The sequence below is a fragment of the Nonlabens sp. genome, assembly GCF_051251825.1.
Taxonomy (GTDB): Bacteria; Bacteroidota; Bacteroidia; order Flavobacteriales; family Flavobacteriaceae; genus Nonlabens.
The window spans coordinates 193,182-209,692 of record NZ_JBPOGG010000006.1; the positions used below are offsets into that span (position 1 = coordinate 193,182).

The window sequence follows — 16,511 nt, forward strand, 5'->3', positions numbered from 1 at the left end:
TACGAAGTGAAAAATAATAATCAATCGGTAATTTTTGCAGGAAACCTTGATTCTAACAATCAAACTTAAAAAATTAAATGAATAATAAATTTTCAATCGCTATCCACGGTGGAGCAGGAACATTGGTTAAAGGGATGATGACTCCAGAGTTAGAAGCACGTTATAAAAATGATCTTCAAACCGCTATGAATGCTGGTTATGCAGTGCTGGAACAAGGACAATCTGCTGTTGAGGCTGTTGAGGCTGCTGTAGTTGTTTTAGAAAACTCTCCGTTATTTAACGCTGGAAAAGGAGCTGTTTTTACAGCCACTGGAACTCATGAAATGGACGCTAGTATTATGGATGGTAAATCGCTTAATGCAGGAGCAGTTTCTTTAATTACTGGAATTAAAAATCCTGTAAGCTTGGCAAGAGATGTAATGGAAAAAAGCGAGCATGTATTTCTTGCTGGCGATGGAGCCCACGAATTTGCAAAAGGCTTGAATTATAAGTTTGAAGATGCATCTTATTTCTATGATGAGTTTAGACACAATCAGTGGTTAGAAATAAGGGATACAGATAGTTTTCAATTGGATCATTCTACAAAGAAAGATTCAAAGTTTGGAACGGTAGGAGCAGTAGCTTGTGATAAGGATGGAAACATCGCTGCCGCAACATCTACTGGCGGCATGACCAATAAAAAATGGGGACGAGTAGGAGATAGCCCTATGGTAGGTGCAGGAAATTATGCAAATAATAAAACCTGTGCGATAAGCTGTACGGGAAGCGGCGAGTTCTTTATACGTGGAGTAGTAGCTTATGATGTGGCTTGTTTAATGGAGCACAAAGGAATGTCACTCGATGAGGCTGCAAACGAAGTCATCCACAAACGGATTCTAGAAATAGGCGGCGACGGCGGACTCATAGCTGTTGATTCAAAAGGAAATATTTCTATGCCATTTAATACTGAAGGTATGTATCGCGCGAGTAAGAATTCTAATGGTGAAGTTGAGGTGAGTATTTATGGGTAAATAATCGATCCTTCATATCTTCTATCAAGATGTTATAGCAATTATAAAACCTACCTTCTTACTGTATTTTAAAAGTATATTTGTCACCTATAATATGCTGAATCACTACAAATACTTAAATGAGAACACGACCAAATGGGTAACCTTTATCCATGGAGCTGGTGGTAGTAGTTCTATATGGTTCCGCCAGATACGTGCTTTTAGAAAAGAGTTTAATGTTTTAGTGCTGGATTTAAGAGGTCATGGAAATAGCAAACCTGCTTTAAAAGACGCTTGGAGTGATGATTATACTTTTGATGCTATTACTAATGATATCATAGAAGTTCTTGAGTTTTTGGAGATTAAAAAATCTCATTTTGTTGGAATTTCCTTAGGCACCATATTGATCCGTAATCTAGCTGAGAAAAGACCAGACTTAGTTGAAAGTATGGTGATGGGTGGAGCTATTTTGAAATTGAATTTCCGCTCACAGGTGTTAATGCGAGTAGGAAATGTTTTTAAGTCTGTAGTGCCTTATATGATTCTCTATAAGCTGTTTGCTTTTATCATCATGCCTAGAAAAAACCACAAAGAGTCCAGACTTCTCTTTGCAAATGAGGCCAAAAAGCTATGCCATAAGGAATTCATAAGATGGTATAAGTTAACGGCTCAAATTAATCCTTTGCTTCGATTCTTTAGAGCAAAGGATATTGAAATCCCTACCTTATATGTCATGGGAGCTCAAGATCATTTATTCTTGCCTTCTATAAAGAGAGTTGTAAAGGCTCATGAGCAATCATCACTATATGTAGTGGAGAATTGTGGTCACGTAGTAAACGTAGAACAGCCAGATGATTTTAATATCAAGACCATATCGTTTTTAAACACTTTAACTGCTTAGTTTTTTTTTAAATTCTTTTGACCTAGATAGAATTTCTTTTAAATATCACTGATCAAAATTGAGTTTACAGAGCAACTTTTATTCCTGCGTTAGGGATTGCAGTGGTATCCTTTTTATTTATCACTGAAAGTAATAGATACAATAAAATAAAAAGATTTAACGGAAAGCCCGACTTGATGAAACCTACGTTTCATCAAGTAACGCCCACGGTTTTTACAATGAGTTAAATTAATTTTCTAGATAAATGGAGCCTCGATAGGCAATACATTTACTTTTCTAGTTTTGATATTATATTGATCACTATTAGATAATACATGAACAGTCATGTTTGCAATGGTCATAGGAGTTCCTTCATCAAGGATTTTTTCGTTATTGTGCTGGAAAGTACTTCCATCAAAAACGATCACCATTCCTGATCCTATTACAGTACAATCTCTACCGTTTTTAATGATCATACCAGTATCTTCAGCAAGACCTATTCCCACTAGGCTAGGGAATTTTGCAATCGCCTCAGACTGACGACCAAAACGACCTCTTCTTATAAAATGTGTGTCAATAATTAATTCTGGAATAAGACTCAATCCTTTATACATGTTCACGGCACCTTTAATAAAAGACTCGGTGGCACTTCCACCAGCAATCATCTCGTTTGCCATTACCATTGCTCCAGCGCTAGTTCCTGCTATTACAAATCCTTCTTCGTTTAGATAACGATCGAGTAGTATTTGATGTATGGTCGTTCCGCCTATTTTATCTGTGATTTTAGATTGGTCACCGCCTGAAAACATAATTCCATCGGCGTTTTTTATCAAATCGATAGAAGTTTGTTTTTCTGAATCCTCTTTAGATCTGATATCAAGAACCGTCACATTCTTGCAACCTAGCGTATGGAATGCTTCTAAATAATTTTCTCCAACTTCTACAGGAATACTTGAAGCGGTTGGAATAACTACAATGTTAGCATTTGAGCCACCAGACTCTTTTACTACATGGTACAAAATACCGTCTGTTACAAATTCCAGCGTGTATTGCTCACTTTCTTCTATTCCTTTATCTTCATTACCGCCTATAGGGATCAATGTTCCTTTAGGTTGTTTCAAGATTTCTTCATTTTTAATCATGTTGCAAAAATAATTTTTTTATAGTTCTTAAGCTATACGAGCAGTAGAAGTTTTAAACCATAAATGATCTACTTTGAACTATATATTTTCCGTAAATAACTTCTCAAGTCTATTTGCTTTATGGTTTTGGGATAGGTGGTAGTTTACTTATCATTGTATTACTATTTAAAACACCATCCATGGAACACGTTATCTCTTCTAAGTTGTTAAGCATTGAACAGTTACAGGTAATTCTCGAGCAACCGGTTACATTATCTCTTTCTCAAGATGCCGTTGAACGCATCGAGAAATGTCGTTCTTACTTAGATGAGCGTTTTGATCATAAAGATGCTGCAGCTACTTATGGAATTAATACAGGTTTCGGTTCATTATGCAACACGCATATAAGTTCTAGTGAATTGCAGCAATTACAACATAACTTGTTAATGTCACATGCCTGTGGTACTGGAGATGAAGTTCCTCAAGAAATTATACGCATGATGTTGTTTCTCAAAATTCAGAGTTTGAGTTACGGTCATAGTGGTATAAGTAGAGAAGTGGTGGAACGTTTAATAGCATTTTTTAATAACGAAGTTTATCCTGTGGTCTATGAACAAGGCTCGCTAGGAGCTAGTGGTGATCTTGCACCGCTTGCGCATCTAGCGTTACCACTTATAGGAAAAGGCGAAGTTCATTATAAAGGTAAAAAAATAGGAGCAGAGCAGCTTCATACACAAATGGGTTGGGAACCACTTAAATTAAAGTCTAAGGAAGGACTGGCACTTATTAATGGAACTCAGTTCATGCTGGCATATGGAGTTCATACCGTTGTGAAATCTCACAAATTATGGTACTGGGCTCATTTGACTGGCGCGATGTCAGTAGATGCATTTGACTGTAATTTATCGCCGTTTGACGCACGTATTCATTTGATACGTCCACATGCTGGGCAACTGCGTAGTGCAGACTTGATGTTATCTCTCTTAGATGATAGTGTTATCGCTCAAGGCGAAAAAGTAAACGTTCAAGATCCTTATAGTTTTAGATGTATTCCACAGGTTCATGGAGCAACATGGGACACATTAAAATTTATAAAAAAGACAATTCTTACAGAAGTAAATTCAGTAACTGATAATCCTAATATTTTCCCAGAGTCTGATGCTATTATATCTGGCGGGAACTTTCATGGACAACCACTTGCTCTAGCTCTAGATTTTCTAGGAATCGCTATGGCAGAGATTGCGAGTATAAGTGAGCGTAGAACATTCCAATTAATGAGTGGAACTCGTGGATTACCAGCATTTCTAGTGAATAATCCAGGATTAAATAGTGGTATGATGATTTTACAATACACTGCGGCCAGTATAGTAAGCCAAAACAAACAACTCGCAACACCAGCGAGTGTAGATAGTATAGTTTCTTCAAATGGTCAGGAAGACCATGTGAGTATGGGAGCAAATGCAGCGACTAAAACTTATCGCATTATAAATAATGTACAGAATGTGCTAGCAATAGAATTACTTGCCGCTGCACAAGGAATAGAAGAACGTAAACCTAAAAATACATCTTCATTCTTAAACGGACTTATAGATGCTTTAAGAACAGAAGTACCAGTATTAACAAATGATCGCGTGTTACACGATGATATTATAAAAGCTTCTCAAATTATAACAGATACCAGGCTTGAAGCCGATATTATTTTTAATTAAGCGAAAACGCTATTTCCATATTTGCTAGTTGAGAAGTTACTTCTCTGTTAGACCATACTAGAGCTTCTTCTACATTTTCAAAGGCTTGAAGTTTACCTGTTTTAAAGAATTTACTTTCTAATTCTAAACTATTTAGTGAGTTTTTCTTTTGATCTACGATAGCAACACTGCACAAGTTCTCAAATTGTGAATTGTGCTTATGTACCATAGGATCGATACTGTAATCGTTTTCTCTTAAACCTATATAAGAAATAGGTAAGTCGTAGCCATAAAAATCGGTCACCTGTTGAACTAATTGTTCATTCATCTCTAAATCATAATGAATTCCAGCTTTCAATTTACCGATAATAAGTTCTGGGTAGAATTCAAATTTTCCAAATGGTAATTGTAATGTCTTCATTTTGTTTGTTTTAACGAGTACAAATTTACTGCGCGCTTGTTATGCATTGCATAATAAATCAGGTCTAGTAAGATATCTCGATAAAAGGGTTGTTTTAACGTTGTTCAAACGTTTTCGTATGGCATGAGTTAGAGCCAATTGTAAAATAATGGTCACGATAAATTAACCAGCGTTAACGTATTTTAAATGCAGATAGAATTGCCAAATAAAAAAAGCGCCTTAAAATGAATTAAGACGCTTATATCATATCATAAAAATACTAACTATTCCGACTCAGACTCTGTGTTTGTATCAGTATCTGTTGTGGATTGAGACTCGGTAGATGTTTCAGATTCTATATCAACTTCTGATTTCTTAGGAGTTTTAGGCTTTTCAATTTTAATTTTAAGCTCTTCAGACTTTTTATCTAAGTCCATAAATATAGAATCACCTTCTGTCAGTTCACTATTAACTATAGCCTCAGCGAGTGCGTCTTCTATGTATTTTTGAATAGCACGGTTTAGTGGACGTGCACCATATTGCTTATCAAATCCTTTATCTGCGATATAGTCTTTGGCAGCTTCACTTAGTGTTAAGTCATATCCTAAACCTTTAATACGAGCAAACAACTTAGTAAGCTCTATATCAATAATCTTATGAATGTCATCTCTTTCTAGTGCGTTAAAAACAATCACATCATCTATTCTGTTTAAGAATTCAGGTGCAAATGTTTTCTTTAAGGCTCCTTCTATAACACTACGTGTGTTATCATCTTCGGCACTTTTACGAGCAGCTGTACCAAATCCAACTCCAGATCCAAAGTCTTTCAACTTACGAGCTCCTACGTTAGATGTCATAATGATTATTGTATTTCTAAAATCAATCTTACGACCTAGACTATCTGTTAAATAACCATCATCTAGAACTTGAAGTAACATATTAAACACATCTGGATGCGCTTTTTCAATCTCATCTAGCAAGATTACAGCATAAGGTTTGCGTCTTACTTTCTCAGTAAGTTGTCCACCTTCTTCATAACCTACATATCCTGGAGGAGCACCTATCAAACGAGATATAGCAAACTTCTCCATATATTCACTCATGTCTATACGTATCAGCGAGTTTGCTGAATCAAATAGTTCGCTAGCAATAACTTTGGCCAGTTGCGTTTTACCTACACCAGTCTGTCCTAAGAAAATAAAGGAACCGATAGGCTTATTAGGATCTTTCAATCCTGCGCGGTTACGCTGTATTGCCTTAACGACTTTCTTAACTGCATTATCTTGACCTATCACTTTTCCTTTAATAGAATCGCCCAGGTTAAATAACTTCTTCATTTCCTTAGTAGCGATACGATTAACTGGAATTCCGGTCATCATACTTACTACTTCGGCTACGTTTTCTTCAGTTACCGTGTCTTTGTGAAGTTTAGAAGTTTCTTCCCAAGTCTCTTGAGCCTCAGCAAGTGCTTTTTCTAACTTCTTCTCATCATCACGCAGCTTTGCAGCTTGTTCATACTTCTGTTTTTTAACAACAGCAGTTTTCTCTTCCTTAACATCTTCTAATTGTTTTTCAAGATCTAGAATTTGTTGTGGCACTTCTATGTTTGTGATATGTATGCGAGAACCAGCCTCATCCAGTGCGTCAATTGCTTTGTCTGGAAGGAAACGGTCTGTCATGTATCTATTAGTAAGCTTTACACAAGCTTCAATAGCAGCATCAGTATAAGACACGTTGTGGTGTTCTTCATACTTCTCCTTAATGTTATTAAGTATAATAATAGTTTCCTCTACGCTTGTAGGTTCAACCATTACCTTTTGGAAACGTCTTTCTAGCGCTCCATCTTTTTCTATGCTGTTACGATATTCGTCTAGGGTAGTAGCTCCTATACATTGAATTTCGCCTCGAGCGAGAGCAGGCTTAAACATGTTAGATGCATCTAGAGAACCAGCGGCTCCACCAGCACCTACTATAGTATGAATCTCATCTATAAAAAGAATAATGTCATCATTCTTCTCTAGCTCATTCATTACAGCTTTCATGCGTTCTTCAAACTGACCTCTATATTTAGTACCAGCAACTAAACTGGCTAGATCTAGAGTAATCACTCGTTTGTCATAAAGAATGCGAGACACTTTACGTTCTACGATACGCAATGCAAGACCTTCGGCAATAGCACTTTTACCTACACCAGCTTCACCTATAAGTAAAGGGTTGTTCTTTTTACGACGGCTCAAGATTTGAGAAACACGTTGTATTTCTTCCACACGACCTACTACAGGATCGAGTTTTCCGTCTTCGGCAGCTTTAGTTAAATCTCTACCAAAGTTGTCTAGAACAGGAGTTTTACTCTTCTTACCACCTTTAGGGCTGTTGCCACTAGGCGTGAATAGATTTTCTTTCTCGTCGCCACCTAGATCATCTCCAGAGTCTGCATTTTCATTGAATGCACCTTCTATAGGATCTTCAGTATAGCCATCTTCTTGGGACAGTAAGCTTTTAAATTCTTCTTTCACACCATCATAATCCACTTTAAGCTTGTTTAAAAGCTTAGTAGTAGGGTCATTTTCATTGCGTAAAATGCACAATAAAAGATGGGCAGTGTTGATAGAAGAACTTTGAAATAATTTTGCTTCTAGAAAAGTAGTTTTAAGTGCACGCTCCGCTTGTCGTGTGAGGTGCAAGTTTTTCTTCTCGTTTGCGGCAATTTGTGTACTAGGATTTGCTGGGCTAAGTATTTCTACTTTGCGGCGCAAATGATCTAAATCCACAGTTAAGTTATTCAAGATATCGATTGCTTTACCGTCGCCATCTCTCAATAAACCTAGCATTAAGTGTTCTGTTCCTATAAAATCGTGACCTAGCCTCAGCGCTTCTTCCTTGCTGTAAGCTATCACGTCTTTGACTCTTGGTGAAAAATTATCGTCCATGTTACTACTTTGAGTTAAATGTAATGAATTCTAGTTGTTCAATATGTGTACCATTTTGTTAAAAGATTGTTTTGGTGTTCACGCTTTCGCGAAAGCGTCATAAAAACAGCCACTTAGAGCGGTACTTGCCTACATGTTAAACTTATCCACATTAAAGTCGATAATCTGTTAATAAAAACAGCTCTTAAACTGTTCTAAAGCCTTATAAGGACTAGCTTTTTCATTAAATTGCTAGCTTAATAACAAAAGTATTAATAAAACGGTTTTTTAAATGGCAGATGGAGAAAAGTTAATCCCGATCAATATCGAGGATGAGATGAAATCAGCATACATCGATTACTCGATGTCAGTCATAGTGTCACGAGCACTGCCAGATGTGCGAGATGGACTAAAACCAGTACACAGACGTGTGCTCTACGGAATGTATGAGCTAGGTGTACTGTCTAATAGAGGATATAAAAAGAGTGCAAGAATAGTAGGTGAAGTATTAGGAAAGTATCATCCACATGGTGATACATCTGTATATGATACTATGGTGCGTATGGCTCAAGAATGGTCATTGCGTTATATGCTTGTGGATGGTCAAGGAAACTTTGGTAGCGTAGATGGTGATCCACCAGCTGCCATGCGTTATACCGAGGCGAGAATGCGCAAAATATCTGAAGAAATTCTTGCAGATATAGATAAAGAAACTGTGGACACGCAGCTCAACTTTGACGATACGTTAAATGAGCCTACCGTAATGCCTACTCGTATTCCTAACTTGTTAGTGAATGGAGCGTCTGGAATTGCAGTAGGAATGGCGACTAACATGCCACCACATAACTTAACTGAAGTTATCGATGGAACTATCGCTTACATAGATAATAATGACATCGAGATCGATGAACTTATCACTCATGTAAAAGCTCCAGATTTCCCTACCGGTGGAATCATTTATGGTTATGATGGTGTTAAAGATGCCATGCATACAGGTCGCGGTCGTGTGAAAATACGTGGTCGTGTACGATTAGAAGAAGTCAAAGGTCGTGAATGTATCATCGTTGATGAATTACCATATCAGGTGAATAAAGCCGATATGATTAAGAAAACGGCAGACCTTATTAACGAGAAAAAGTTAGAAGGTATCTCGATGATTAGAGATGAATCTGACCGTAATGGAATGCGTATCGTTTACATTTTGAAACGTGATGCGATTCCTAATATCGTTATTAATAAATTATACAAGCACACAGCACTACAATCATCTTTTAGTGTTAACAATATTGCTCTAGTAAAAGGTCGTCCTCAACTCCTTAATGTTAAGGAGATGATTCACTACTTTGTAGAACATAGACATGATGTTGTTGTAAGACGTACTGAGTTTGAATTGCGCAAAGCAGAGGAAAGAGCACACATTCTTGAAGGATTAATAATCGCATCAGATAATATAGATGAGGTAATTGCACTTATAAGAAGCAGTAGTAATGGTGAAGAAGCTCGTGAGAAGTTAATCAAGCGTTTTGAATTATCTGAGATTCAAGCACGTGCCATCGTAGAAATGCGATTGAGACAGCTTACTGGTCTAGAGCAAGATAAATTACGTAATGAGTATAACGACTTAGTTGCTACTATCACAGACTTGAAAGACATTCTTGCAAAAAAGGAACGTCGTATGGAGATCATCAAAGAAGAATTACTTGAGGTTCAAGAAAAGTATGGTGATGAGCGTCGTTCTCAAATTGAATATGCTGGTGGAGATCTTTCCATAGAAGACATGATTCCAGATGAGCAAGTTGTAATTACAATTTCTCATGCTGGTTATATTAAAAGGACTGCGATTACTGAATATAAAACTCAGCGACGTGGTGGAGTAGGACAGAAAGCAAGTACTACTAGAGATGAAGATTTCCTTCAAGATATTTTTGTGGGAACTAATCACCAGTACATGTTATTCTTTACAGAGAAAGGAAAATGTTTCTGGATGAGAGTTTATGAAATACCAGAAGGTAGTCGTACTTCTAAAGGTCGTGCTATTCAAAACTTAATTAACATTGAGCCAGACGATAGTGTGAAGGCTGTTATCTGTACTCAAGATATTAAAGATGAAGAATATATTAATAGTCACTATGTGATTATGTGTACTAAGAAAGGAGTTGTTAAGAAAACATCTCTAGAACAGTACTCTAGACCACGTACTAATGGTATTAATGCAATTACTATACGTGAAGGTGATACCTTGCTTGAAGCCAAATTAACTACTGGAGACAGTCATGTAATGTTAGGTTTAAAGAGTGGTAAAGCCATAAGGTTTGATGAAGCTAAGACTCGTTCTATGGGTAGAAATGCCAGTGGAGTTAGAGGAATAAGACTTGCAAATGATGATGATGAGGTAATAGGAATGGTTGCTGTTAATGACATGGAATCAAACATTCTTGTAGTTTCTGAAAAAGGATACGGTAAGCGTTCTAGTCTTGAAGATTATAGAGAAACTAACCGTGGTGGAAAAGGAGTTAAAACCATATCTGTTACAGATAAGACTGGTGGTTTAGTAGCTCTTAAGAACGTGACAGATGAAGATGGATTGATGATTATCAATAAATCTGGTGTTGCTATACGTATAGATGTGAAAAATTTGAGAGTTATGGGACGTGCTACACAAGGTGTGCGTTTAATAAATCTTAAAGGAAATGATTCTATTGCTGCTGTTGCAAAAGTTGCTCAAGAAGATGATGATGAAGAACTTGAAGGTGCTGAAAACACTAGCGTTGATGACGCTGGCACGACTGTTGCAAATGATGATAGCGAAGAATAAATTTTAAACCATTATAAGATGAAAATTAAATTAACAATTTTATTTCTTGCCATTGCAGCAATAGGTTTTGCTCAGAAGAAAGAGATAAGAAAAACTAAATCAGCATTAGAAAAAAAGAAATTTGATGTTGCACGAGATCTTTTTAAAACCATAGACGAATCTGCTCTCGAAGGTGATCAGGTAGCAGAATATGAATATTTAAAAGGAGCTACTTTAATTGGTAACACCTTATCAAGCGATGCTTCTTTAGAAGATGCTAAAAAGGCTGTTTTAGCTTTTGATAAAGCTAAAACTTTGGGCTATAAAGATTCAAATTCTAGTTTAGTAATGTATAAAGTTGCAGCTCAAAACAAGATGTATGAGTTTGCAAAAGGTTTAGTAGAAAATAAAAAGTATGCTGAAGCAATGACTATTGTTGATGATTTATACAAGCAAAATCCTACTGATACTTTACAGTTGTATCAAGCGGCAAGCTTAGCTTATCAGTCAGAGCTTTATGATGAAGCTAAAACTAGATTTCAAAAATTAGTAGATTTAGGTTACACAGGAAAAATAACTGAATATTCTGCAATTGATGCTAAATCAGGAAAAAAAATCGTGTTGAGTAAGACAGCTATTGATATAGGTGTAAAGACGGGCGAGTTTAAAAACGCAACTTCCACTACTTCTGAATCTAAATTAGGTCCTATAGTGAATAGTTTAGTTTATCTATATGTTGTAGATGGGAATCAGGCTAAAGCTAAGACTTTGTTTTTAGATTCTTTGAAGAAGTATCCTAATGATAAGTCACTTGAAAACGTATCTTCAAATATATACTTGCAATTGGGCATGATGGATGAATATAAAGCAGCGATGGAAAAATTGCTAAATGGAAAGAAAGATCCAGTACTTTTCGAAAACCTTGCTAATGCTGCGCTGAAAGCTGGAAATTATGATGAGGCTATTCTTTTTTATGATAAGAGTTTAGAATTACAAGAAGATAACGTGGTAGCACTTAACAATGCAGCAAATGCCTTTATTCAAGTTGCAAATGAAATGGTTTATGATGAATCAAAAGTAACTGGCAGTAGAAGTGAAGCGGTTAAAAAATTCAATGAGGCCAAAAATGGAACCTATCAGAAAGCTGTAGATTATCTAGAGAAAGCTTTAAAAATTGAGCCAAAGAATAAAAGTGTTGCTCAGAATTTAATAGCATTATATGGCTATTTCAAAATGGATGATAAAGCGGCGGCTCTCAAGGCTAGACTATAATTATTCTTTAAAATCATTTATAAAAAGACCTGCAAATAGCAGGTCTTTTTTATATAATTTTTTTAATAACTCTCAGTTTATGAGTATGAAGATGTCGTTCCACATTAAAGATTCCACTTTGATCTAATCTATCAATGCGTACTTTACCATGCGCATGAACGATATAATTATCTCTCATAATTAAACCTACATGAGTAATGTTACCTTCATTGTTATCAAAAAAAGCTAAATCACCTTCTTCAGCTTCTTCAATAAAGCTTAAGACTTCACCTTGGGTTGCTTGTTGACTTGCGTCTCTTAATAAATTGAATCCGCTAAGTCTGTAAATCAATTGTGTAAAACCACTACAGTCTATGCCTAGCGGTGTGCGTCCACCCCATAAGTATGGCGTGTTAAGTAATAGTAGAGCATTATTTATTAAATCATTTTTGGAACTACCGGCAGTACTTTCTAATTGATAAGAATCTGCTAGAAAAGGAGCAGTAGAAACCTGAGCGCCAATAGTTATTGTACTTAAAGATTCATTGTGGTGAGTGATATGACTAATTAGATCTTTAGCAAATCTGCGCTCTGTATTATCGATTTGATGGTATAACTCAGCTTCAATTTCAATAATTTGCTTGATATCAATCCAACCTTCATAAGAATCATGAGCGAGCCTTATTTTAACCCATTTTTTTCGTTCTTCAATAATTTTAAAATGTTCACCATAGAGAACTTGTGATACCATTTCACTGGAATCCTTAGTTTCAAGGCGTAGCGGTGCTACCGAAATAGGGCAAATCCCGTACTTCATTTAATTAAGATTAGGCTTTTTTAATTACAATTGCACTCGCACCACCACCACCATTACATATAGCGGCTGCTCCTATGGATCCATTTTCTTGTGTTAATACACTTAAGAGCGTAGTAACAATGCGAGCACCACTACATCCAAGTGGATGTCCTAGAGAAACTGCACCACCGTAGATATTAACGTTAGAGTCATTAAGACCTAATATTTTCATATTTGCTAAGCCTACAATTGAAAAGGCTTCATTAAATTCAAAATAATCAACATCATCTTGAGAAATTCCAGCTTTGCTTAACGCAAGAGGTAGGGCTTTTGCAGGAGCAGTTGTAAACCATTTAGGTTCTTGAGCAGCATCTGCATAACCTATTATAGTTGCAATAGGATTAAGTCCTAATTCTTTAGCTTTATCTTCACTCATCAAAACTATTGCTGCGGCTCCATCATTTATTGTAGAAGCATTTGCAGCAGTTACGGTTCCATCTTTTGTAAATGCAGGTCTTAGAGATGGAATCTTCTCCATTCTTACATTCGAATATTCTTCATCATGATCTACAATTACATCATCTCCTCTTCTTTGAGGTACAGCAACTGGAACTACTTCATTATTAAACTTTCCGTTTTTCCATGCTTCGGCTGATCTGTTGTATGATTGAACTGCAAACGAATCTTGATCTTCTCTACTAAATTTGTGTTCTGTTGCGCACATATCAGCACAAACTCCCATAGCGTTTTGATCGTAAGCGTCTACTAAGCCATCTTTTTGCATTCCATCAATAAGTGTAGCTGGACCAAATTTTTGACCAGTACGCATGTGCACATAATGTGGAATCATACTCATGTTTTCCATTCCACCAGCAACTACGATATCCTTATCTCCTGTCGCGATTGCTTGCGCAGCCATCATGATTGTTTTCATCCCACTAGCACAAACTTTATTTACCGTCGTACATGGAACATTATCAGATAAACCAGCGCCTAATGCAGCTTGCCTAGCAGGAGCTTGACCTGTACCAGCTTGAACCACATTTCCCATCAATACTTCTTCGACTAAAGACGGATCTAAATCAATTTTATCTAGAGCACCTTTGATTGCGATACTACCCAATTGAGTTGCAGGAACGCTAGATAATTTACCCATAAAACTTCCTATAGGTGTTCTAGCATATGATACAATAACGACTTTATTCATGATTAGATATTTTCATGCGAAAATAAGCAATTCCCACATTATAAGAATTAGCTTTTGCCATATAAACCCACAGTTCAAAACTTAATACCTATTTTTATATAGACAAATTATCAGAACTGATTAGTTAATCGTTTATTTGTATGTAATGGAAGAAAAAAAAACCAATTATTATAAATATCAAGACATAGTTTTAAGAAGTATTCTTGTTATTACAGCCACGTTATTAACCGTATATTTCTTTCCTAAAAGCGATCGATTTAAATATGATTTCAGTAAAGGAGAGCCATGGCAATATGAAACTCTTTATGCGCCATTTTCCTTTCCTATTAACAAGAGCAAGGATGCAATTGATGAGGAAATTAATGAAATCAGATCGAGCAGTCCTAAGTACTTTAACCTCAATAATGAGGTGATTACTCAAGTAAAATCAGAAGTTAAAAATGATTTTGATCAAAATTACCCAGATTCTTTAAAATTTGATTCTGAAAGTCAAATCAGACTCCTTAATCAAATCTTAGATGACATATATCTTTCACCATATTTGGAAGAAAATTATGATCTAGGTTCGCAAGAAATAATCATCTTAAAAGTGGATAATCGGTTTGTAGAAAAGAATTATGAAGATGTTTTAACACCACAAAAACTCAATCAAGTTATTAGTAATTCAGTAGATGAGTCTGAATTTAAGGACAAGGAATGGGCTAGAAATGTAATTTTCAAAAACTTGAAACCAAATTTGGCATTCGATTCAAACCTTACTACAAAAATCATTGAAGATCAGATAAGACAAGTACTACCTACTAGAGGAATGGTTCCTATGAATTCCAGAATTATCGCTCAAGGCGAAATAGTGGAAGGAGAGAAATATCAGATCCTTAATACACTCAACGAGACGTACCAATCTCAAACCTGGTCAGAATCTCAATACTTATGGAAATTGCTAGGATATCTTATTCTAGTTGGTCTAACATACACGATGTTGATTCTATTTTTGATAAGGTATAGACCCGAAATATATAATAATACACGTAAGTTGATTTTTATATTTTTTAATGTTTTATCGATAGTTGTATTAACTTCACTTGTAATCAAATTAGAGGCTACTTATGTTTATTTAGTACCAGTTTGTTTATTACCTCTCATACTCAAGGCCTTTTTTGACGCTAGAGTAGGTTTATTTGTTCATGTAATTACTATATTAATACTCAGTTTCATTGTTCCCAATGGAGAGGAATATCTTTTTTTGCAAATTACCGCAGGAATAGTAACGATATTAAGTAGTTCTGAAATTTATAAAAGAGCAAATCTCTTTATTACTATTGGACAAATATTGCTCATCTATATTGGTGGTTATTTTGCTTTTTATGCAGTGAACCAAGGTGGAGTAGTAGGTTGGGAATGGAATAAAATTGGTTATTTTGTTATTTGTGGACTAGCAATGTTATTTGTATGGCCTATCATTTATATTTATGAAAAAACATTTAGTTTAGTTAGTGATGTTTCATTATTAGAACTTTCAGATACTAATTCAAAGCTATTAAAAGAGCTTTCTAACAAAGCTCCAGGTACTTTTCATCATTCACTAAATGTTGCAAACATAGCAGAATCTGCTGCAAATGCTATTCATGCAAACGCTATGCTCGTAAGAGTAGGAGCTTTATATCATGACATTGGTAAAATGGCAAATCCTACATACTTCACAGAAAATCAAGGAAGCGGAATTAATCCTCATGATGATCTTGATCCAGAAGAAAGTGCCGCAATTATAATCAATCATACGATAAATGGAATTGAGATAGCAAAAAAGAATAATATACCAGATCGTATCATAGATTTTATAAGAACTCATCATGGTGACTCAACTGTGTACTATTTTTATAAAAAAGCGATGGAAAACAATCCTGATCTAGATGTTAAAGATTATCAATATCCTGGCCCTAAACCATTTAGTCCAGAAACAGCTATATTAATGATAGCAGATAGCGTAGAGGCAGCTTCTAAAAGTTTAAAAAATCCAACATCAATAGCTATCGATAATTTAGTAGATAAAATCATTACGAAGCAAGTAGAGCAAAATCAATTTATAAATGCTGATATAACTTTTAAACAAATTGAAACCATCAAGTCTGTGATTAAAAAGAAGTTAGCTAATATCTATCATTTAAGAATTGAGTATCCTGAATAAAAGATAGAAAAAACATTAAATAATGTTTGCGGTAATTAAAAGAAGAATTACATTTGCATCCGCTTTTGGAAACAACGGCAAGTTCTTAAAAATTTAGGAGAGGTGCCAGAGTGGTAATGGAGCAGATTGCTAATCTGTCGACGGGCAACCGTCGCCAGGGTTCGAGTCCCTGTCTCTCCGCTATTTTCTAAATTAAAGATGATCTTTTCGGGGTGTAGCGTAGCCCGGTCATCGCGCCTCGTTTGGGACGAGGAGGTCGCAGGTTCGAATCCTGCCACCCCGACAAAAAGC

The 16,511-nt window shown here is 35.8% G+C and carries 11 protein-coding genes and 2 tRNA genes; 8 read left to right on the plus strand and 5 right to left on the minus strand.

Going from position 1 to position 16,511, the window contains the following annotated elements; genetic code table 11:
* Positions 1-77 precede the first annotated feature (77 nt).
* Both ACSHWW_RS09675 and ACSHWW_RS09680 read left to right on the plus strand, forming a co-directional pair.
* Positions 78-1,010 carry an isoaspartyl peptidase/L-asparaginase family protein gene (locus ACSHWW_RS09675; protein WP_435682244.1) on the plus strand — a complete coding sequence of 311 codons (933 nt, stop codon included), beginning with the start codon at positions 78-80 and terminating at the stop codon, positions 1,008-1,010.
* Positions 1,011-1,104: 94 nt separating this feature from the next.
* A complete protein-coding gene (locus ACSHWW_RS09680; protein ID WP_435682245.1) occupies positions 1,105-1,890 on the plus strand; it encodes an alpha/beta fold hydrolase in 786 nt (261 codons plus the stop codon).
* Between the two features lie 236 nt (positions 1,891-2,126).
* On the opposite strand, the gene ACSHWW_RS09685 is transcribed toward ACSHWW_RS09680, so the two are convergent.
* Positions 2,127-3,011, minus strand: a complete 885-nt coding sequence (locus ACSHWW_RS09685; RefSeq protein WP_435682246.1) for a cyanophycinase — start codon at positions 3,009-3,011, stop codon at positions 2,127-2,129.
* Positions 3,012-3,190: 179 nt separating this feature from the next.
* On the opposite strand from ACSHWW_RS09685, the gene hutH reads away from it, so the two are divergent.
* A complete protein-coding gene (gene hutH, locus ACSHWW_RS09690) occupies positions 3,191-4,699 on the plus strand; it encodes a histidine ammonia-lyase (protein ID WP_435682247.1) in 1,509 nt (502 codons plus the stop codon).
* Here hutH and ACSHWW_RS09695 read toward each other — a convergent pair.
* The gene (locus tag ACSHWW_RS09695; RefSeq protein ID WP_435682248.1) at positions 4,692-5,099 is read right to left on the minus strand and encodes a hypothetical protein; all 408 of its coding nucleotides are present in this window, start codon (positions 5,097-5,099) and stop codon (positions 4,692-4,694) included. The two genes, hutH and ACSHWW_RS09695, sit on opposite strands and share 8 nt — an antisense overlap.
* 263 nt (positions 5,100-5,362) lie before the next feature.
* On the minus strand, positions 5,363-8,008 hold the full coding sequence (locus ACSHWW_RS09700) for an ATP-dependent Clp protease ATP-binding subunit (RefSeq protein ID WP_435682249.1): 2,646 nt from the start codon (positions 8,006-8,008) through the stop codon (positions 5,363-5,365).
* Between the two features lie 271 nt (positions 8,009-8,279).
* Between ACSHWW_RS09700 and gyrA the strand changes: the two genes are divergently transcribed.
* Complete coding sequence (gene gyrA / locus ACSHWW_RS09705) at positions 8,280-10,802, plus strand: DNA gyrase subunit A (protein ID WP_435682250.1); 2,523 nt, start codon at positions 8,280-8,282, stop codon at positions 10,800-10,802.
* A gap of 18 nt (positions 10,803-10,820) precedes the next feature.
* On the plus strand, positions 10,821-12,053 hold the full coding sequence (locus tag ACSHWW_RS09710; protein WP_435682251.1) for a tetratricopeptide repeat protein: 1,233 nt from the start codon (positions 10,821-10,823) through the stop codon (positions 12,051-12,053).
* 49 nt (positions 12,054-12,102) lie between these two features.
* Here the strand turns inward: ACSHWW_RS09710 and ACSHWW_RS09715 are convergent, their stop codons facing one another.
* Positions 12,103-12,849: an NlpC/P60 family protein gene (locus ACSHWW_RS09715; RefSeq protein ID WP_435682252.1), complete on the minus strand. Its 747-nt coding sequence runs from the start codon at positions 12,847-12,849 to the stop codon at positions 12,103-12,105.
* 10 nt (positions 12,850-12,859) lie between these two features.
* Positions 12,860-14,035, minus strand: coding sequence for an acetyl-CoA C-acyltransferase (locus ACSHWW_RS09720; RefSeq protein ID WP_435682253.1), 1,176 nt, complete (start codon positions 14,033-14,035; stop codon positions 12,860-12,862).
* Positions 14,036-14,180: 145 nt separating this feature from the next.
* On the opposite strand from ACSHWW_RS09720, the gene ACSHWW_RS09725 reads away from it, so the two are divergent.
* From ACSHWW_RS09725 to ACSHWW_RS09735, 3 genes are all read left to right on the plus strand, one after another.
* Complete coding sequence (locus ACSHWW_RS09725; RefSeq protein ID WP_435682254.1) at positions 14,181-16,220, plus strand: HD family phosphohydrolase; 2,040 nt, start codon at positions 14,181-14,183, stop codon at positions 16,218-16,220.
* A gap of 96 nt (positions 16,221-16,316) precedes the next feature.
* Positions 16,317-16,400, plus strand: a tRNA-Ser gene (locus ACSHWW_RS09730).
* Between the two features lie 28 nt (positions 16,401-16,428).
* A tRNA-Pro gene (locus tag ACSHWW_RS09735) sits at positions 16,429-16,503 on the plus strand.
* Positions 16,504-16,511 lie beyond the last annotated feature (8 nt).

Coding starts and splice junctions, on each gene's coding strand:
- ACSHWW_RS09675 (WP_435682244.1), top strand. CDS start 78: ATGAATAATAAATTTTCAATCGCTATCCACGGTGGAGCAGGAACATTG.
- ACSHWW_RS09680 (WP_435682245.1), top strand. CDS start 1,105: ATGCTGAATCACTACAAATACTTAAATGAGAACACGACCAAATGGGTA.
- ACSHWW_RS09685 (WP_435682246.1), bottom strand. CDS start 3,011: ATGATTAAAAATGAAGAAATCTTGAAACAACCTAAAGGAACATTGATC.
- hutH (WP_435682247.1), top strand. CDS start 3,191: ATGGAACACGTTATCTCTTCTAAGTTGTTAAGCATTGAACAGTTACAG.
- ACSHWW_RS09695 (WP_435682248.1), bottom strand. CDS start 5,099: ATGAAGACATTACAATTACCATTTGGAAAATTTGAATTCTACCCAGAA.
- ACSHWW_RS09700 (WP_435682249.1), bottom strand. CDS start 8,008: ATGGACGATAATTTTTCACCAAGAGTCAAAGACGTGATAGCTTACAGC.
- gyrA (WP_435682250.1), top strand. CDS start 8,280: ATGGCAGATGGAGAAAAGTTAATCCCGATCAATATCGAGGATGAGATG.
- ACSHWW_RS09710 (WP_435682251.1), top strand. CDS start 10,821: ATGAAAATTAAATTAACAATTTTATTTCTTGCCATTGCAGCAATAGGT.
- ACSHWW_RS09715 (WP_435682252.1), bottom strand. CDS start 12,849: ATGAAGTACGGGATTTGCCCTATTTCGGTAGCACCGCTACGCCTTGAA.
- ACSHWW_RS09720 (WP_435682253.1), bottom strand. CDS start 14,035: ATGAATAAAGTCGTTATTGTATCATATGCTAGAACACCTATAGGAAGT.
- ACSHWW_RS09725 (WP_435682254.1), top strand. CDS start 14,181: ATGGAAGAAAAAAAAACCAATTATTATAAATATCAAGACATAGTTTTA.